Consider the following 18,452-nt stretch of genomic DNA (forward strand, 5'->3'; position numbering starts at 1 on the left):
CTCAGCACTCGATCACATTCACGGCCAGGCCGCCTCGGGAGGTTTCCTTGTACTTGGTTTTCATGTCAGCTCCTGTGTCGCGCATGGTTTTGATGGCCTTGTCCAGGGAGACCTTGTGGCTGCCGTCCCCGTGCAGGGCCAGCCGGGCCGCGTTGATGGCCTTGACGCTGGCGATGGCATTCCGTTCGATGCAGGGAATCTGCACCAGCCCGCCCACGGGATCGCAGGTGAGCCCGAGGTTGTGTTCGATGCCCACCTCGGCGGCGTTCTCCACCTGCGCGGGCGTTCCGCCCAGCACCTCGCACAGCCCTGCGGCCGCCATGGAACAGGCCGAGCCCACCTCGCCCTGGCAGCCCACTTCGGCTCCGGAGATGGAGGCGTTCGTTTTGAAAAGGATCCCGACGGCGGCTGCCGCCAGGAGGAAGCGGACCACACCGTCGTCGTCGGCTCCCGGAACAAACTTCACGTAGTAGTGCAGTACCGCCGGCACGATGCCGGCCGCGCCGTTGGTGGGAGCGGTGACGATCCGCCCGCCCGCGGCGTTTTCTTCATTGACGGCGAGGGCGAACAGGTTCACCCATTCCATCGCCAGCAGCGGATCCGCGGGGGCCTGGACGGGCGACGGTGATGCCGCCGCGGCTTCCGCGCTGGCAGCAGAGGCGGTCAGCGTGCGGAACAGCGCCGGTGCGCGCCGCGTCACGTTCAGCCCGCCGGGCAAAATGCCCTCCGCGTTGCAGCCGTTCTCCACGCACTCGCGCATCACTGCCCACAGGCCCAGCAGCTTCTCCCGCAGCTCGGCCTCCGTGTGCCAGACCAGCTCGTTGGCGAGCATGACGTCGGAGATGGACATGCCTTCGCGGCTGCAGATTTCCAGCAGCTCGTCGGCGGTGCTGAACGCGTAGGGCAGCACGGTGTCATCCGCCACTACCTTGTCCGCGCCGGCAGCGTCACCATCCACCACGAAGCCGCCGCCAATGGAATAGAAGCTCCGTTCACTGAGCACGGATCCGGTGTGGTCCAGCGCGCGGAACGTCATGCCGTTGGGGTGGGCGGGAAGGGATTTGCGGCGGTGCAGGACCACGTCCTCATCCCAGTTGAAGTCCACCCGGTGGGTGCCGGCGATGTGCAGCTCGGCGTCCAGCGCGGCGGCCGCCACCTGGTCGTCGGCGGTGAAGGTGTTGACGGTTTCCGGTTCGAGGCCCTGCAGCCCCAGGACAACCGCTTTGTCCGAGCCGTGGCCCCGCCCCGTGGCGCCCAGGGAACCGAAAAGTTCCGACTGGACGCGCACGGTGGAGCTGAGCTGCCCGTCGCCCTTCAGGCCATCAGCGAAGAGCTTGGCCGCCCGCATCGGGCCCACCGTGTGTGACGAGGAGGGCCCGATGCCGACAGAGAACAGGTCAAGGACGCTGAGCGCCATCAGGGGACCTCTGGCGAGGCGTACTCCCGCATCGCGTCCAGGAGCCACCGGCCCAGGAACTCGGCGAAGGACGCCCTGGGGAAGATCCGGAAGGACTCCTCGCCGGTCTTCCAGAGGATGGCGGGGATGTTGGCGATCTCGGTGGAGACGGCGGTTCCGGCCTTGAACTCCCGGGGGTGCAGGTCCAGGGAGCAGCCCTTCTCAAGCACTGCCCGCCCCTGCGGACCGGTCAGTTCGAAGGTGGTGCGGTTGGCGGAGAGGTCCACCACCTGGCCTTCGCCGTCGCCCAGCGCGTCCTGCAGGGCACGGATCAGGTCGCCGCCCAGGGATTCGTGCGCCTCGGTGGGTGCCACCACCAGGAACTCCCCGGGTCCCAGCCACAGGACGGAGGTGTCACCGTTGCCGGCCACGTCACCGGACCGGGCGGGCAGGCCGCCGGTGACGGAGGCCAGCCGCTGGGCCGTTTCGGTGCCGGCACCGGCGCGGAGCCCCACCATGGTGAGGAAGGGCAGCTCGGACAGTTCCACGGTGCCCGCCAGGGAGCCGGCAGCGAAGGCGTCCTGCAGCTGCTTCGCCGGGCTGACGCGGACGGCAAGGTTCTTGTCTGCGAGGTTCTTGGCAGAGGTCGGGGATGCTGCTGTTTCAGCCATCTTTACGGGTCCCTTCGGGGTCAAAAAGCACTGTTTCTGCGACAACGACGTCCACCAGCTGATCGCCGGCAGCTGCCACGAGGGTCTCGCCGATGCGCTTGCGGCCGTTCTTGATCAGGGCGAGGCCGAATGACCTGCCCAGTGCTGCGCTGTGGTAGCTCGAGGTGACGAAGCCTTCCATGGGCACCGGCCCGTAGGCGGGATTGGTGGAACGGCCCTTTTCCACGAGCTGGGTGCCTTCGGGCAGCCGCAGGGTGCCGTCCACCGGAAGGACGCTGACCAGGTGCTTGCGGTCTTCACGCTGCGCGTCCGCCCGGGAGTAGGAGCGCTTGCCGATGAAGTCCTTGGCCTTGGAAACGATCCACTCCATGCCGGCGTCCTGCGGGGTGACGGTGCCGTCCGTGTCCTGCCCGACGATCGGGTAGCCCTTTTCGGCGCGCAGGACGTGCATGGTTTCGGTGCCGTAGGGGGTGATGTTGAATTCGGCACCGGCAGCCGCAACGGCTTCCCAGGTGTTGAGCCCGTACCAGGCCGGGATGTTGATTTCGTAGGCCAGTTCACCGGAGAACGAGATCCGGCAGATGCGGGCACGGACGCCGGAGGCGAGGGTGGTTTCCCGGAAGGTCATGAACGGGAAGGCCTCGGTGTCCAGGCCTCCGTTCGCGGCCAGCTCCGGTGCCACCTTGGCGATGACCTCGCGGGACTTCGGTCCGACGACGGCGATGGTGTTCCACTGTTCGGTCACTGAGGTGCAGTGCACGTCCAGTTCCGGCCATTCCGTCTGGAGCCATTCCTCCAGCCAGTCCAGCACCTTGCCGGCTCCGCCGGTGGTGGTGGTCATGAAGAAACGGTCCTCGTCGAGGCGCAGGGTCACGCCGTCGTCGAAGATCATGCCGTCCGGTGTGCACATGACGCCGTAGCGGGCGGAGCCGGGGGCGAGCTTCTTGAACGCGTTGGTGTAGATGCGGTTCAGGAATTCGCCCGCGTCCTTGCCGCGGATTTCGATCTTGCCCAGGGTGGTGGCGTCCATGAAGCCCACGGAGTCACGGACTGCTGCGCATTCGCGCAGCACGGCGGCGTCCATGTCCTCCCCGTCCTGCGGGTAGTACCAGGGCCGCTTCCACTGCCCCACATCCTCGAACAACGCGCCCTTGGCGACGTGCCACGGGTGGATGGAGGTGATGCGTGCGGGGTCGAAGAGTTCGCCGCGCTGGCGTCCGGCCAGTGCCGCGAACGCAACCGGCGTGAACGGGGCGCGGTAGGTGGTGGTGCCGATGTCGCCGATGCCGCGGGACGCTTCGCCGGCGGTCCGGAGTGCGGCGGCGATGACGCCGATCGCGTTGACGCCGGAGGTCTTGCCCTGGTCGTTGGCGGTGCTGATGGAGGTGTAGCGCTTGATGTGCTCAACGGACCGCATGCCGGCGCCGGTGGAACGGAGGACATCCGCCACGGACTGGTCACGCTGGAAGTCCACGAAGTGGTGGTGCCAGTCGTCCGGCGTGCCGGTCTCGCCCGGCACCAGCCACAGCTGGCGGGTGGGGGCAGACGCTGTCGGCTCGCCCAGCGGGGAAGGTTCGACGGCGGAGGTGAAGCCGGCGCCGATGGCCGCCTTCGCGCCGGCGGAGACGCCCTCGGCGAGGCAGTCAGCGGTGTCGAAGGAGCCGCGGCCGGAGCCGACGATCTGCTGGTTCGGAACCTCGGTGCTGGGGACGAAGGCGGCCAGGGCGTCGTCCCAGCGCAGCTTGCCCTGCCGCTGGGAGTGCAGGTGCACCAGCGGGCTCCAGCCGCCGGACACTGCCAGCAGGTCGCAGGCGATCTGTTCGATGCCCGAGGTGAGTTCGCCGTCGTCGTTGATGCTGCGGACGGTCACGCCGTCCAGCCTGCCTGCGTTCGCTCCCTCACCGGCGGCGGCGCTGGTGTTGGCCACGGCGCTGCCGATCAGCACGCGGGTGCCGGCTTCGACGGCGGCGGCTGCCACGTCCGTGAGCTTGGGACGGGCGTCCACCACGGCGGCGATCTTGACGCCGGCGGCGCGGAGGTCGGCGGCCAGGGCGTAGGCGCTGTCGTTGGTGGTGCTGATGACCACGCGCTGGCCGGGGGCCACGGCGTAGCGGTTCAGGTAGCTGCGGACGGCGGAGGCGAGCATGATGCCGGGGCGGTCGTTGTTTTCAAAGACCAGGGGACGCTCGTGCGCGCCCGGAGCCAGCACAACCTGCTTGGCACGGATGTGCCAAATACGCTGGCGGGACACACCGGGGGCGGCCGGGCTGGAGAGGTGGTCCGTACGGTTCTGGACGGCAATGACGTAGTTGGCGTCGTAGGCGCCGAACGCCGTGGTGCGGTTCAGGACAGTGCATTCGGCGTTGGAGACCAGCTCGGCTTCCACGTCCGCCACCCATTCCAGGGCGGGCTTGCCTTCGACCGTCTCGCCGAGCTCAGCTGCGGTGGAGCCGGAGAGCAGGGCACCGCCCAGTTCGGGCTGGTCATCAAGGAGCATCACGCGGGCGCCGGTGCGGACGGCCTCACGGGCAGCCGCCAGGCCGGCGGGGCCGCCGCCGATGACCAGGACGTCGGTGTGGACGTACTTCTTGTCGTATTCGGCGCGGTCCTCTTCGGGGTCCAGCCGGCCGAGGCCGTTGAGCAGTTCGGCCTTCAGGCCGTCCACCAGGGAGATGGTGGTGGCGGGAAGCATCGATTCGGCAACGTGGCCGGGGAAGCGCGGGGCCACCTTCACCAGGGCGTTGGGTTCCTCGACTCCGGCAGCCAGGATGCCACGGGGCCGGTCCTCGTACAGCGAGTTGCCGACCGCGACACGGCCGTTGGCGAGCAGCGCGGAAGCCAGCGTGTCCCCGGGGTGGCCGGTGAATTCCTCGCCGTCCACAGTGAAGCGCCAGGAAATGGTGCGGTCGATGCGGCCGCCGGCGGCGAGGCGGGCATTCTGGGAAGTCACTTGGTTGCTCCTTCCGGGGCGGTGGTGCTGGCAGGTGTTGTGCTGGTGCCTGAGATGTCGGGCGCCGCGGTTCCGGTGGTGGTGCTGTCAGCAGCGGTGCTGGCAGTTCCGGATTCGGCGGTTCGCGGGGCTGCCCGGTCGGGCCGGGGCGTGCCCATCGGGTAGATGGCCTGGATGTCGTAGCTGACGGTGTCACGCAGCATGTTGAACCACTGGCGGCAGCCGGTGCTGTGGACCCAGCGCTCGGCGAAGGTGCCCTTGGGGTTCTCGCGGTAGAAGAGGTACCGGGACCACTCCGTGTCGTTCAGTTCGTTCGGGTTTTCCGGGTAGGCCACGTGGGCCTGGCCGCCATAGTGGAATTCGGTTTCATCCCGGGGGCCGCAGTTGGGGCATGAGATCAGCAGCATGTGCGTTGTCTTTCTGTGGAGGCGGCGGCTAGTGGGCTACGGCGGCGGCGCCGTGTTCGTCAATGAGCGCGCCGGTTTCGAAGCGCTCCAAGGAGAACGGCGCGTTCAGCTTGTGCGGGGAGCCCGTAGCGATGTTGTGCGCGAAGGTCATGCCGGCCGCGGGCGTGCCCTTGAAGCCGCCGGTACCCCAGCCGCAGTTCACGAACATGTTCTCCACCGGGGTGTTGCCCACGATCGGGGAAGCGTCCAGCGTGGTGTCCACGATCCCGCCCCAGGTCCGGAGCACGTGGGCCCGGGCGAAGATGGGGAAGAGTTCGACGGCGGCCGCCATCTGCTGCTCGATCACATGGAAGGAGCCGCGCTGGCCGTAGCCGTTGTAGGAGTCCACGCCGGCGCCCATCACCAGTTCGCCCTTGTGGGCCTGGGAGACGTAGACGTGCACGTGGTTGGACATCACAACGGTGGGGTGGACCGGCTCGTGCAGCTCGGAGACCAGTGCCTGCAGCGGGTGGGACTGGATGGGGAGCTGGAAGCCGGCCATTTCGGCCAGGACGGAGCTGTGGCCGGCGGCGCACAGGCCCACCTTTTCGGTGTTGATGGTGCCGCGGTTGGTCTTGACGCCCACCACGCGCTCTCCATCCTTGACGAAGCCGGTGACTTCGCAGTTCTGGATGATGTCCACGCCCAGCTCGTCGCACTTGCGGGCGAAGGCCCAGGCCACGTGGTCGTGCTTGGCGATGCCGGCACGGGGCTGGTAGGTGGCGCCCATGACGGGGTAGCGGATGTTGTCGCTGATGTTCAGGATGGGGCAGAGTTCCTTGACCTGCTGCGGGTCCAGCCATTCGGCGTCAACACCGTTGAGCTTGTTGGCGCCCACGCGGCGCATGCTTTCACGCACGTCGCCGAGGGTGTGGGCCAGGTTCATCACGCCGCGCTGGCTGAAGAGGAAATCGTATTCGAGTTCCTCCGGCAGGATTTCCCAGAGCTTGAGGGCGTGCTCGTAAATGGCCGCGCTCTCGTCCCAGAGGTAGTTGGAGCGGATGATGGTGGTGTTCCGGGCCATGTTGCCGCCGGCCAGCCAGCCCTTTTCCAGGACGGCGATGTTGGTCATGCCGTGGTTCTTGGCCAGGAAGTACGCGGTGGCCAGGCCGTGCCCGCCGCCGCCGACGATCACGGCGTCGTAGGAGGACTTGGGCTCGGGGTTCCGCCAGAGGAAGTCCGGGTGCTCCGGAAGCTGCTGGGTGCTCACTGGGCGGCTCCAATCAGGTCTGCTTCAACACCGGCCAGGGCGGCATCGTCGTTGAGGTGGGGGTAAAGGGGGAACTGGTCGGCAAGGGCGGTGACGCGGCTGCGGAGTTCGACGGCGGTGTCCTCGTCCAGGGTGCCGCTGCCGGCTGCCGCGATCAGGGCCGTGGCGATGATGTCCGCGACCTCGGTGAATTCAGCGGCGCCGAATCCGCGTGTGGCCAGGGCAGGGGTGCCGATCCGGAGGCCGGAGGAAACCATCGGCGGGCGGGGGTCGAAGGGTACTGCGTTGCGGTTGACGGTGATGCCGATCCGGTGGAGGGCGTCTTCGGCCTGCTGGCCGTCGAGCTCCGAGTTGCGCAGGTCCACGAGGACCAGGTGGACGTCCGTGCCGCCGTTGACAACGGAGATGCCTGCGGCTTCGACGTCGGACTGGAGGAGACGCTCGGCCAGCAGCTTGGCACCCTGCAGGACCCGCTCCTGGCGTTCCTTGAATTCGGGCGATCCGGCGAGCTTGAAGGCCACGGCCTTGGCTGCAATGACGTGCTCCAGCGGGCCGCCCTGCTGGCCGGGGAACACAGCGCTGTTGATCTTCTTGGCGTACTCCTCCTTGGCCAGGATGACGCCGCCGCGCGGGCCGCCCAGGGTCTTGTGGGTGGTGGTGGTGACCACGTCCGCGAAGGGGACCGGGTTCGGGTGCAGCCCTGCGGCAACGAGGCCGGCGAAGTGGGCCATGTCCACCATCAGGTAGGCACCAACGAGGTCGGCGATGCGGCGGAACTCGGCGAAGTCCAGCTGGCGGGAGTAGGCGGACCAGCCGGCGACGATGAGCTTGGGCTTGTGCTCCAGGGCCAGGGCTTCCACCTCGGCCATGTCCACCCGGAGGTCGGATTCACGGACGTGGTAGGGAACCACGTTGTAGAGCTTGCCGGAGAAGTTGATCTTCATGCCGTGGGTGAGGTGGCCGCCGTGCGCCAGGGAAAGGCCCAGGATGGTGTCGCCCGGGTTCAGCAGGGCAAACATCGCTGCGGCGTTGGCCTGGGCGCCGGAATGCGGCTGCACGTTGGCGAATTCTGCGCCGAACAGGGCCTTGACGCGATCGATGGCGAGCTGTTCCACGACGTCCACGTGCTCGCAGCCGCCGTAGTAGCGCTTCCCGGGGTAGCCCTCTGCGTACTTGTTGGTCAGGACCGAACCCTGCGCCTCCATGACCGACGCCGGGGCGAAGTTCTCCGAGGCGATCATCTCCAGGGTGTTCTGCTGCCGCTCCAGCTCCTTTGCTACAGCGGCGGCAACATCGGAGTCCACCTGGGCGAGCGAGGCGTTGAGTACGTTCTGCATGTTTCTCCTTCAGAGGCCCTTCGGTTTACTGATCAACAACTGACCTGTAACTGATATATTAGAACTGACGTAATAGTATGTTCCACATCACGCAGGAGTCAATAGGAACCATGGAGAGCCTCGTAATGAGCCTGACGCTAGAGAACCATCTGGAGGGCGGCGGGGATCTCTCGCTGGCCGAGCGGGCGTACCGGCATCTCCGGGACCGGCTCATCATGCTGGACATCCGGCCCGGCGAAGCCATCAACGACGGCAAGCTGGCCGCCGAAATGGGCATCGGCCGCACCCCCGTCCGGGAAGCCTTGAAGCGACTTGAAAGCGACCACCTGGTGATCTCCTACCCGCGCCGGGGCACCTTCGCCACCGTTGTGGACATCACCGAGCTGGCCGATGTTTCGGAGCTCCGGGAATCACTGGAGCCCCTCGCCGCGCGGCGGGCAGCCAAACTCGCCACACCCGCACTGCGCGCCGAGCTGCGCGAAACCGCGGCCGCGATTGCCCGGATGGCCGCCGCCGAGGATCCCTACGACCTGATGCGGTATGACATCAAGGTCCACCGCCTTATCTACCGTGCCGCGGCCAACGCGCACCTGGAAGATGTCCTGATCCGCTACGACAACCTGGCCACCCGGATCTGGTGCATGGTGCTGGAGAAGGTGCCCGCGGTGTCCGAGCACATCTCGGAGCATGTGGAGCTGCTGGAAGCGATTGCCGACGGCGACGCCGACCGGTCCGGCAAGCTCGCGCTGGAGCACGTCACCAGCTTCGAACACGCCATCCGCGCAGTCCTCTAAGGAACCTTCAGCGGTTAACCGCCCGCCGCTGCGTCAGGGGTCAAGCCGCCTGCGGAGGAGGCAGAACTCGTTGCCCTCCGGGTCTTCCAAGACGTGCCACTGTTCGTCGCCGCTCTGCCCCACGTCGGCCGGCCTGGCGCCGAGGGCGAGCAGCCGTTCCAGCTCGGCGGCCTGGTCCCGGTCCACGGGATTGACGTCGATGTGCAGGGGAAGCCGTCCGGTCCGCGGATTGCTGCTCGGACTCAGGATGATGGTGGGCTGCAGGCCGCCAAAGCCGGCGGCCGGGCCGATTTCGATGGCGCCGTCCTCCCGGTCCAGTTCGACATAGCCAAGGACGTCACTCCAGAACTTTGCCAGCAGTTCGGGGTCGGCGCAGTTCAGGACCAGTTCGCTGATTCGGCATGACATGAGAGCCAGTCTAGGTTCGGGGTGCCCGCGGGAGGAATGCCGCCGGTTCGCGCCTGACCTGCGTCAGGGCGGACTCGATGGCACCTTTGACCACCACCTCCGCTCCGAAGGTGCTTGCAACCAAGTCCGGGAGGGGCACACCGGAATCGGCGGGCAGCAGGCAGCGTGCCTGTTCCAGGACAGGTTCGATGGCCCGGGAGATCCCGCCCGCGATGATGACGCGTTCAATGTCCAGGAGGCTGGAAAGCACAACAGCAATACGCGCCAGCCTGGCACCGAGCCGGGCGATGATGTCCCCCGCGAACGGATCCCCCTCCCGGGCTGCCTGGAACACGTCCTCGGCGTTGATCTCCCCCTCGGGTATATGGCGCAGTGTGGATTGTCCGCCGTGGGAGTGGATCCGCGAGCGCGCCCACTTACGGGCCAGTGCCCCAAACCCATCCGTGCTGCCTTCGTCGGGCACGAACTTGCCGGCGGTAATAGTGTCGAGGAATCGCATCTCGCCGGCGCCGCCGCGCGGTCCCCGCAGCAGGCGCCCATCGACGATCAGCCCGGCGCCGAACCGCTCGCCTGTCAGCAGCGTGGCCAGGTTGGCTGATGGCTTGTGCGCGCGTTCGGCAATGGCGGCGAGGTTGGCGTCATTTTCGACAACCACCTTGCCGTGAAGGTGGGAGGCGAATCCGGAATTCATCAGATGCCAGAATTCTCCTTCAGGAGACGTGCCATGGGCGTCGATCGGCGCGGGAACACCGACAACCGTAAGCAAAACATCGTCCGCCTCGTGTCCGCTGTCGTGGAGGGCCAGGCCGATCAGCTCCCGTGCAGCCGCGCAGCGGCCGGAGCGTCCGAGCATCTTCGAGTCAACGTTCTGGCGGCGCAAACCCAGCTCACGGCCCCGCAGATCCGCCACGATGGTGGTGAAGTAGCTTTCCCCGGCGTCCAGTCCAACAACCACACCGGCAGCCTCGCGCAATTGGTAGCGGCGTGCCGGCCTGCCTTTGTTGGTGCGGGCCGCGGCAGCACTGTCGTCCACTTCCTCCAGCCAGCCGGCGTCGACCAGGGCATGGCAAACGCCGAGCACCGTCGCGCGGGTCAACCCCGTCACCGCCATGGCTTCCCCGGCTGTGAACACTTGCTCCTGCAGGGCAAACCGCAGCAACGCATCGGAATTGATCTGCCGCAACAATTGCGTCGAACTCGCGGTTGTCTCCTTCATCCCTTGACGATATCCGCACGATGCCTCATCCTCGTATAGGACTTAAATATAAGATCCAAATAAACTCTGTGAGACCCTGAGGAGCCGATGTTGCCACCTTTGCCGTCCAGAGGGACGCGAGTCTCCCGACGCACCTTCCTTGCCGCTGCCGGGGGCGCACTGGCCGCTTTCGGCCTGGCAGGGTGTGCTCCGGGAGGAACCCGTCCCACCATCACGTTCCACCAGTCAAAACCGGAGGCCGTGCCATACTTCCGCGATCTCGCGGCGAAGTTCACCGCGTCGCAGGACCGCGTCCGCGTCCTTCATGACATGGCGACAAATCTTTCTGCCAGCTTTGTGCGCAGCAGTCCGCCGGACCTCGGTTGCCTCAACTACAACCTTGAAATGGCCCGGTTCATGGAGCGCGGCGCCCTCTCCGACCTTTCCGATCTCCCGGCAGCAGCTTCCATCCGGAACGACGTTCTGGACCTCACGAACTGGTACCCCACCTACCCGGGCCGTACGAGCGTCATCCCCTACTCGGTCATGGCCGCCTCGGTCATCTACAACCGCCGCATCTTCGAGCAGAACGGGCTGGCCGTTCCCACAACCTGGGACGGACTGATTGAAGTATGTGAGGTGCTAAAGGCGGCGGGCATCACGCCCATTTACGGCACCTTCCGCGACCCCTGGACCATCGCGCAGGGCCTGTTCGACTACACGGTGGGCGGCATGGTCAACGTGCGCGAGTTCTATAAAACAATGCACGGGATCGGCGAGGATGTCGGACCGGATTCCGAAGTGTCGTTCCAGAAAACGATGCTCGAGCCAGTGCAGCGCATGGTGCAGCTGACGTCCTACGTCAACCCCGATGCGTCGAGCCGAGGCTACGGTGACGGCAACACCGCCATGGCGCAGGGACAGGCGGCGATGTACTTCCAGGGGCCGTGGGCCTTCGGAGAAATTGAAAAGGCGGGGACCGATGTGGATCTGGGCACCTTTCCACTGCCAATGACCAGCAATCCCGCCGACCTGAAAGTCCGCGTTAACATCGACCTTTCGCTGTGGGTTCCCGAAGCCGGCAACGCACAGGAGGGGGCCCGCGCCTTCCTCCAGTACCTCATGCAGCCGGAAATCCAGAACTCCTACAATGCCGAATTCCTGGGATTCGGCACGGGTAAGGACGCACCGGCGGTCACCGACCCCCGAATCGTTGAGATGCAGAAGTACTACGACGAGGGCCGTTTCTACATGGGTGCCTCACAGTTCATTCCAAACTCGATTCCCGCCGCCAACTACCTCCAGTCGATCATCGGCGGCGCCGACGCCGAGAGCACGCTCCGCCGTATGGACGCCGACTGGGCGCGCCTGGCTTTCCGCGCGTGATCACACTTCCAACGCACGAAACGAGGACCATTCATGTCATCGACGACTAAGCCTTCCCCTCGAGCGGTGGTGACGGCCCCGGCAGCGGTGAGAGCGGCAAGAGCGCGCAAGAGCCGCATCGATCCGCTGTACTACTTTTTCCTGTTTCCTTCGCTCGTAATTTTCACGCTCGCCGTCACGCTGCCGGCCATACTCGGCTTCGTCTACAGCTTCACGAACTCTGTTGGCTTCGGCGACTTCGACTTCATCGGCATCCGAAACTTCATAGCGGTGTTCCAGGATGAGGGGGTCCTCAGCGCCTACGGCTTCACCCTTGCCTTTGCGCTCGTGACCGTCATTGTCGTCAACGCCGTGGCCTTTTTCCTGGCTCTGGGACTCACGTCCCGTGTCCGCTTCCGCGCCGCCCTGCGCACGGTATTCGTTATCCCCATGGTGATCTCAGGCATCGTCATCGCGTTCGTCTTCCAATACCTCTTCTCGAACTCGCTGCCGCTCCTGGGCCAAGGCATGGGAATCGAACCGCTGGCGACCAGCATCCTCGCCAACCCCGAACTCGCGTGGCTGGCCATCGTCTTCGTCACGGCGTGGCAGTCGATTCCGAGCGCGATGCTGATTTACATCGCGGGGCTCCTCACGGTTCCCGCCGAGGTGTACGAGGCAAGCTCCATCGACGGAGCAACGCCCTGGCACAACCTGCGGCACATCACTTTGCCGCTCGTCGCCGGGTATGCAGTGATCAATATGGTCCTTGGTTTCAAGAACTACCTCAACGCCTACGACATCATCGTGGGCCTTACCGACGGCGGCCCGGGCGTCGCTACACGCAGCGTCGCCATGTCGATCTTCCGCGGCTTCGAAGGCGGCGACTATGCCTACCAGATGGCCAACGCCGTGATCTTCTTCCTCATCAGCATCGTCATCGCACTCATCCAGCTTCGCTTCACACGTGGCAAAGGAGGGATCGCCGCATGAGCAGCGCACCCAGCACCATCCCAGGAGGATCCGCCGCCGCCGGAAAGAAGCAAAGGATCCGCGCCGGCCGTGAACGCAGCAACTGGCCTGCCACCATCGTCCTGATCGTCTGCACGCTCAGCGTGCTCGTGCCGCTCTACGTCACCACGAGCATGGCGTTCAAAACCACCGGCCAGGCTGTGGACGGCAACGCCTTCTCGCTGCCAAGCCCGCTGACGTTCGACAGTTTCGTCCAGGCATGGACGCTCACGAACTTCCCCCGCGGCTTCGCGATCTCCGTGTTCGTCTCCGTGACCGCCGTAGCGGGGGAAATCATCGTCTCGGCGCTGGCAGCCTACGCGATCGTCCGCAACTGGGACCGCCGGCTCTTCCGCTGGTCCTTCTTCTACCTGCTCGCGGCGATGTTCATCCCGTTCCCCGTGGTGGCACTGCCGCAGATCCAGCTCACCGGCCTCGCCGGTCTGGACAACCCGCTCGGCGTCGCGATCCTGCACATCGTCTTTGCCCTGGCGTTCAACACCATGCTGTTTACCGCGTTCCTGCGCTCCATCCCGCTGGAGCTGGAAGAAAGCATGCGCATCGACGGCGCCGGCACCTGGCAGGTGTTCTGGAAGCTCATCTTCCCCCTGCTCGCACCCATGAGCGCCACTGTCGGCATCTTCGCTTTCATCGCCTCATGGAACGACTTCATGATGCCGTCGCTCATCATCTCCGACCCGGAACTGCAGACCATCCCGGTGCTGCAGAAGATCTTCCAGACCCAGTTCAGCAACAGCTACAACGTCGCCTTCGCCTCCTACCTGATGGCGATGGCGCCCGCGATCGTCGTCTACCTGTTTACCCAGCGCTGGGTCATGTCCGGACTCACCCAGGGCGCCGTGAAATGATCCCGGCCGCGAAACCGACCTCCACGAAAAACGCAAAGGACCCAGCCTTGCCCTCCATCGCCACCACGGCAACCAGCACCGAACCCAAAACCATGGCCGACCCCAACTGGTGGCGCCAGGCCTCGGTCTACCAGATCTACCCCCGCAGCTTCTCTGACTCCAACGGTGACGGCATCGGCGACATCAACGGCATCACCGGCAAGGTCCCGTATCTGAAGGATCTGGGGGTCGACGCGGTCTGGCTGAGCCCGTTCTACCCTTCAGCCCTCGCCGACGGCGGCTATGACGTGGACGATTACCGTAATGTTGACCCGCGGCTCGGCACCCTCGAGGACTTCAGCCATATGGCATCCGCCCTGCACGCCGCAGGCATCAAGCTGATCGTGGACATCGTCCCCAACCACTCCTCAAACCGCCACCAGTGGTTCCAGGAAGCCCTGGCCTCGCCCAAGGGGTCCCCGGCCCGCGACCGCTACATCTTCCGGGACGGACTGGGCGACAACGGCGAACTGCCGCCGTCAGACTGGGACTCCGTGTTCGGCGGTCCCGCATGGGAGCGCATTACTGAACCTGACGGGACGCCGGGGCAGTGGTACATGCACATCTTCGCCAAGGAACAGCCGGACTTCAACTGGGACAACACCGAGGTCCGCGACGACTTCCTGACCACCCTGCGCTTCTGGTCCGACCGGGGCGTGGACGGCTTCCGCATCGACGTGGCCCATGCCCTGACCAAGAACCTCGAAGAGTCCCTCCCCAGCAAGGCAGACCTTGAAGCCCAGGGCGAGGCGCTTTACCTTGCCGGATCACATCCGTACTGGGACCGTGACGAAGTCCACGGGATCTACGCCGAGTGGCGCAAGGTCTTCAACGAATACAGCCCGCCGCGCACCGCCGTCGCCGAAGCCTGGGTGCACGCGGACCGCCGTGCCCGTTATGCCAGCCCGGAGGGGCTGGGCCAGGCCTTCAACTTCGACCTGCTGCAGGCAGACTTCGACGGCGCCCAGTTCCGGAAGATCATCACCAAGAACCTCGCCGAGGCCGAGGCTTCCGGCGCTTCCTCCACGTGGGTGTTTTCCAACCACGACGTCGTCCGGCACGCCACCCGCTACGGGCTCCCCGTGCCAGGGCCCTCGGCCGAGGGCGGGATCATGGCCGGCGAGGCCGGCAAGCAATGGTTGCTCGCCGGCGGCAAGCAGGAAGACGTCGACGCCGAACTCGGCCTGCGCCGCGCCCGCGCCGCATCGCTGCTGATGTTCGCCCTTCCGGGCTCTGCATACCTGTACCAGGGCGAGGAACTGGGCCTGCAGGAAGTCGGCAGCGAAATCCCCGACTCCCAGCGCCAGGACCCGGCCTTCTTCCGCAACAAAGGCGTGGAAATCGGCCGCGACGGCTGCCGCGTCCCGTTGCCATGGACAGCCTCCGGCACCTCGTTCGGTTTCGGGACCGGCGGCGCGCACCTGCCGCAGCCCGAATGGTTCGCCAGCTACTCCGTGGAAGCCCAGGAGTTGCAGGACGACTCAACCCTGTCCCTCTACCGCCGCGCATTGGCCCTGCGGTCACAGCTGCAAACCGCCGAAGCGCTGGAATGGCTGGAAACCGGGAGGACCGATGTCCTGGCCTTCCGGCGCCCCAACGGCTGGATCTCCGTCACCAACTTCGGGACGGAAGCCTTCGGACTGCCCGACGGCGAGGTCCTGGTCTCCAGTTCGCCGCTCATGGCAGGTTCCCTGCCCGGGGCAACCACTGCCTGGCTCCAGGCGTAGCCGGTGAAACCTCCCGTGTCCGCTGCCGCGTCCTGGTCCAGGTCCAGGTCCATGTATAGGTCCAGGTCAACGCGCGGAAGTGTGGCGTGGAATACTTCCCTACAGGTGCTGCCGGAACCGCCGGCGGAAGTGGGAAAGGGCCGTGGGCATGCAGAAATCCGTTAGTGCGGACGAAATGACCCGGCAGCATGTCCTCACGGCGCTTTTCCGCGAACGGACGGCCGGGCTCAGCCCGGACCCGGTCTTTGACCGAAGGCTGGACCGGCATCTCCCACAGCTGACGGAACTGTTTGGCTCCCTGTACGGTTCCCGGCCGGACTGGCAGGAACAGCTGGCAGCCTTGGTGGTCCAGAGCGCCCGGTCCTGGCAGGAGCGCCCGGCTCAACTCAAGGAGCTGGACGCGGAGCGGGAAGGCAACAGCGGCTGGTTCCAGTCCAACACCATGCTGGGCGGCGTCTGCTACGTGGACCGCTACGCGGAGAGCCTGGAGGGAGTGCGGGCACGCATTCCCTACTTCAAGGAGCTCGGACTCACCTACCTGCACCTGATGCCGCTGTTCCTGGCCCCCGAACCGCACTCCGACGGCGGCTACGCGGTGTCCAGCTACCGTGAGGTCAACCCGAAGCTGGGCACCATGGAGCAGCTTCGCTCGCTGGCGGCCGAACTCCGCAGCAACGGGATCAGCCTGGTGGTTGACTTCATCTTCAACCACACCTCTGACGAGCATGAGTGGGCCCGGAAGGCGGCCGCAGGGGACCCGGAGTACAGCGATTACTACTGGATTTTCCCGGACAGGACCATGCCGGACGCCTTCGAGCAGAATGTCCGGGAGATTTTCCCGGAGAACCATTCAGGCTCGTTCATCCAGATGGAGGACGGGAGGTGGGTGTGGGCAACGTTCCACACGTACCAGTGGGACCTGAACTACTCCAATCCGGATGTTTTCCGCGCCATGGCCGGCGAGATGCTGTTCCTGGCCAACCAGGGCGTGGACATCCTGCGCATGGACGCCGTGGCCTTCATCTGGAAACAGCTGGGCACGCCCTGCGAGAACCTTCCCGAGGCGCACACCCTGCTCCGGGCCTTCAACGCGGTGTGCCGGCTGGCGGCTCCGTCGCTGCTGTTCAAGTCGGAGGCCATCGTGCATCCGGACGAGGTGGCGCTCTACATCGACCCCACCGAATGCCAGATTTCCTATAATCCCCTGCAGATGGCGCTCATCTGGGAGTCCCTGGCCACCCGGGATGTCTCGCTCCTGGCCCAGGCCCTGAAGCGCCGGCACAACATCCCCGAGGGGACGTCCTGGGTCAACTACGTCCGAAGCCATGACGACATCGGCTGGACCTTCGCGGACGAGGACGCCGCGGAACTGGGCATCAACGGCTTCGACCACCGCCGCTTCCTCAACTCCTTCTACGTCAACCGCTTCCCCGGCAGCTTTGCCCGCGGCGTCCCCTTCCAGGACAACCCGCGCACCGGAGACTGCCGTATTTCAGGTACGACGGCGTCGCTGTGCGGCATGGAGGTCAACCCGGCCGAGGCGGCGGAACGGATCCTCCTGGCCCACTCGGTTGCCTTCAGCACCGGCGGCATCCCGCTCCTGTACCTCGGCGACGAGGTGGGCCAGGTCAATGATTACGATTACGCGGATGAGCCCGGCCACGGGGATGACAGCCGCTGGGTGCACCGGCCGCACTACCCGGCCGCGCAGTACGCCCGGCGCACCGATCCGGCCACACCCGGAGGTGCCGTTTACGCGGGCCTGCAGCGGATGATCGAGGTCCGCGCGAACGCTCCTGAGTTTGCCGGGACCACATTGATCGATTTCCAGACCCACAACCGGGGAGTCCTGGCCTACCAGCGGCCGGGCGGCGTGACCACGGGCGGAACCCGCGTCCTGGCACTCGCGAACTTCAGCAACGTTCCCCAGTCCCTGCCCGCGGAAACCTTCGGCGGGTTCCTGCCCGCCGCCGTCGACCTTCTCTCGGAAGCCCGCCTGCAGCTGAACGAAGGCGTCATGCTCCTCCCCCGGCAATACGTCTGGCTTCGCGTCACCCCGGTGTGACGCACCCTCCCCAACTGGGTAGCGCCAAGTGTCGTTTCAACTGCCCATAACGACACTTAGCGCTACCCAGTTGGGTCCGCGGGCGCGGGGCGTGAAACCATACGGATCATGGCCCAGAAGATTGCGTACCAGGGTGAGCCCGGCGCCAACTCCAATATCGCGTGCAAGCAGATGTTCCCCGAGCTGGAAAGCGTCCCGTGCGCCAGCTTTGAGGACGCCTTCGAACTGGTGGCCAGCGGCGAGGCGGACCTGGCCATGATCCCCATCGAGAACTCGATTGCGGGCCGCGTGGCGGACATCCACATCCTGCTGCCACAGTCCAACCTGCAGATCGTGGGCGAGTTCTTCCTGCCCATCCACTTCGACCTGCTGGGCATCCCGGGCAGCACCATCGAGGACGCCACCGAGGTCCACAGCCACATCCACGCTTTGGGCCAGTGCCGGAAGCTCATCCGCGAGCATGGGCTCAAGCCGGTCATTGCCGGTGACACCGCGGGCTCAGCCCGGGAAGTGAGCGAATGGAACGATCCCCGGAAACTCTCCCTCGCTCCCCCGCTGGCTGCCCAGATCTACGGCTTGGAAGTGCTTGCTTCACGGGTTGAGGACGACCCCTCCAACACCACCCGCTTTGTGGTTTTGGCCCGCGAAAAGGAACTGCCGGCCCGGGACGAACTTCCCGGACCGGCAGTCACCAGCTTTGTGTTCCGCGTCCGCAACGTCCCCTCCGCCCTTTACAAGGCGCTCGGCGGCTTCGCGACCAACGGCGTGAACATGACGCGGCTGGAAAGCTACATGGTGGGCAACGAATTCGCTGCCACCATGTTCATGGCGGACGTCGAAGGCCACCCCGAGGACCAGCCGCTGAAGCTGGCCCTCGAGGAACTGGACTTCTTCACCACCGAGGTGCGGATCCTCGGCGTGTACGCAGCCGCGGAGTACCGGACGGCTCAGACAGCGGCGGCCTGACGG

At 65.8% G+C, this 18,452-nt stretch carries 15 protein-coding genes; 7 read left to right on the forward strand and 8 right to left on the reverse strand.

The annotated features are described in order from the left end of the window. Position 1: 1 nt before the first annotated feature. From B5520_RS01635 to glyA, 6 genes are read right to left on the reverse strand one after another with little or no spacing between them, the layout of a single operon-like run. Entirely contained in the window at positions 2–1,417 is a 1,416-nt protein-coding gene (locus B5520_RS01635; protein ID WP_079595314.1) for an L-serine ammonia-lyase, read from the reverse strand. Next, on the reverse strand, positions 1,417–2,067 hold the full coding sequence (locus B5520_RS01640; protein WP_079595315.1) for a sarcosine oxidase subunit gamma: 651 nt from the start codon (positions 2,065–2,067) through the stop codon (positions 1,417–1,419). The genes B5520_RS01635 and B5520_RS01640 overlap by 1 nt, the downstream gene beginning before the upstream one ends. Next, entirely contained in the window at positions 2,060–5,017 is a 2,958-nt protein-coding gene (locus tag B5520_RS01645) for a sarcosine oxidase subunit alpha family protein (RefSeq protein WP_079595316.1), read from the reverse strand. The genes B5520_RS01640 and B5520_RS01645 overlap by 8 nt, the downstream gene beginning before the upstream one ends. Next, entirely contained in the window at positions 5,014–5,424 is a 411-nt protein-coding gene (locus tag B5520_RS01650; RefSeq protein WP_079595317.1) for a sarcosine oxidase subunit delta, read from the reverse strand. The genes B5520_RS01645 and B5520_RS01650 overlap by 4 nt, the downstream gene beginning before the upstream one ends. A gap of 28 nt (positions 5,425–5,452) precedes the next feature. After that, positions 5,453–6,673: a sarcosine oxidase subunit beta family protein gene (locus B5520_RS01655; RefSeq protein ID WP_079595318.1), complete on the reverse strand. Its 1,221-nt coding sequence runs from the start codon at positions 6,671–6,673 to the stop codon at positions 5,453–5,455. Then, complete coding sequence (gene glyA, locus B5520_RS01660; RefSeq protein WP_079595319.1) at positions 6,670–8,010, reverse strand: serine hydroxymethyltransferase; 1,341 nt, start codon at positions 8,008–8,010, stop codon at positions 6,670–6,672. Before glyA ends, B5520_RS01655 begins: the two co-directional genes overlap by 4 nt. 125 nt (positions 8,011–8,135) lie before the next feature. Between glyA and B5520_RS01665 the strand changes: the two genes are divergently transcribed. Beyond that, positions 8,136–8,804, forward strand: coding sequence for a GntR family transcriptional regulator (locus B5520_RS01665; RefSeq protein WP_079595320.1), 669 nt, complete (start codon positions 8,136–8,138; stop codon positions 8,802–8,804). A 33-nt stretch (positions 8,805–8,837) separates the two neighbouring features. Here the strand turns inward: B5520_RS01665 and B5520_RS01670 are convergent, their stop codons facing one another. Beyond that, a complete protein-coding gene (locus B5520_RS01670) occupies positions 8,838–9,212 on the reverse strand; it encodes a VOC family protein (protein WP_079595321.1) in 375 nt (124 codons plus the stop codon). 10 nt (positions 9,213–9,222) lie between these two features. Next, positions 9,223–10,428, reverse strand: coding sequence for an ROK family transcriptional regulator (locus B5520_RS01675; protein WP_079595322.1), 1,206 nt, complete (start codon positions 10,426–10,428; stop codon positions 9,223–9,225). An 87-nt stretch (positions 10,429–10,515) separates the two neighbouring features. Between B5520_RS01675 and B5520_RS01680 the strand changes: the two genes are divergently transcribed. The 6 genes from B5520_RS01680 to B5520_RS01705 all read left to right on the forward strand — a co-directional run bounded on the left by B5520_RS01680 (position 10,516) and on the right by B5520_RS01705 (position 18,449). Further along, positions 10,516–11,793 (forward strand): ABC transporter substrate-binding protein, encoded by a 1,278-nt coding sequence (locus tag B5520_RS01680; protein WP_176156721.1) that lies wholly within the window; start codon positions 10,516–10,518, stop codon positions 11,791–11,793. 33 nt (positions 11,794–11,826) lie between these two features. Further along, entirely contained in the window at positions 11,827–12,765 is a 939-nt protein-coding gene (locus B5520_RS01685) for a carbohydrate ABC transporter permease (RefSeq protein ID WP_104443414.1), read from the forward strand. Beyond that, positions 12,762–13,652 (forward strand): carbohydrate ABC transporter permease, encoded by an 891-nt coding sequence (locus tag B5520_RS01690; protein WP_079595325.1) that lies wholly within the window; start codon positions 12,762–12,764, stop codon positions 13,650–13,652. Before B5520_RS01685 ends, B5520_RS01690 begins: the two co-directional genes overlap by 4 nt. 47 nt (positions 13,653–13,699) lie before the next feature. Beyond that, a complete protein-coding gene (locus tag B5520_RS01695; RefSeq protein ID WP_079595326.1) occupies positions 13,700–15,418 on the forward strand; it encodes a glycoside hydrolase family 13 protein in 1,719 nt (572 codons plus the stop codon). A 148-nt stretch (positions 15,419–15,566) separates the two neighbouring features. Next, positions 15,567–17,483: an amylosucrase gene (locus tag B5520_RS01700; protein WP_079595327.1), complete on the forward strand. Its 1,917-nt coding sequence runs from the start codon at positions 15,567–15,569 to the stop codon at positions 17,481–17,483. A 108-nt stretch (positions 17,484–17,591) separates the two neighbouring features. Continuing rightward, on the forward strand, positions 17,592–18,449 hold the full coding sequence (locus B5520_RS01705) for a prephenate dehydratase (RefSeq protein WP_079595328.1): 858 nt from the start codon (positions 17,592–17,594) through the stop codon (positions 18,447–18,449). Positions 18,450–18,452: the final 3 nt, after the last annotated feature.

Source organism: Arthrobacter sp. P2b (assembly GCF_900168295.1).
Lineage (GTDB): Bacteria > Actinomycetota > Actinomycetes > Actinomycetales > Micrococcaceae > Arthrobacter.

What these genes read in the sequence shown, in the direction of transcription:
- B5520_RS01635 (WP_079595314.1), bottom strand. Translation starts at nt 1,417, where the DNA reads ATGGCGCTCAGCGTCCTTGACCTGTTCTCTGTCGGCATCGGGCCCTCC.
- B5520_RS01640 (WP_079595315.1), bottom strand. Translation starts at nt 2,067, where the DNA reads ATGGCTGAAACAGCAGCATCCCCGACCTCTGCCAAGAACCTCGCAGAC.
- B5520_RS01650 (WP_079595317.1), bottom strand. Translation starts at nt 5,424, where the DNA reads ATGCTGCTGATCTCATGCCCCAACTGCGGCCCCCGGGATGAAACCGAA.
- glyA (WP_079595319.1), bottom strand. Translation starts at nt 8,010, where the DNA reads ATGCAGAACGTACTCAACGCCTCGCTCGCCCAGGTGGACTCCGATGTT.
- B5520_RS01665 (WP_079595320.1), top strand. Translation starts at nt 8,136, where the DNA reads ATGAGCCTGACGCTAGAGAACCATCTGGAGGGCGGCGGGGATCTCTCG.
- B5520_RS01670 (WP_079595321.1), bottom strand. Translation starts at nt 9,212, where the DNA reads ATGTCATGCCGAATCAGCGAACTGGTCCTGAACTGCGCCGACCCCGAA.
- B5520_RS01675 (WP_079595322.1), bottom strand. Translation starts at nt 10,428, where the DNA reads ATGAAGGAGACAACCGCGAGTTCGACGCAATTGTTGCGGCAGATCAAT.
- B5520_RS01680 (WP_176156721.1), top strand. Translation starts at nt 10,516, where the DNA reads ATGTTGCCACCTTTGCCGTCCAGAGGGACGCGAGTCTCCCGACGCACC.
- B5520_RS01685 (WP_104443414.1), top strand. Translation starts at nt 11,827, where the DNA reads ATGTCATCGACGACTAAGCCTTCCCCTCGAGCGGTGGTGACGGCCCCG.
- B5520_RS01690 (WP_079595325.1), top strand. Translation starts at nt 12,762, where the DNA reads ATGAGCAGCGCACCCAGCACCATCCCAGGAGGATCCGCCGCCGCCGGA.
- B5520_RS01700 (WP_079595327.1), top strand. Translation starts at nt 15,567, where the DNA reads ATGCAGAAATCCGTTAGTGCGGACGAAATGACCCGGCAGCATGTCCTC.
- B5520_RS01705 (WP_079595328.1), top strand. Translation starts at nt 17,592, where the DNA reads ATGGCCCAGAAGATTGCGTACCAGGGTGAGCCCGGCGCCAACTCCAAT.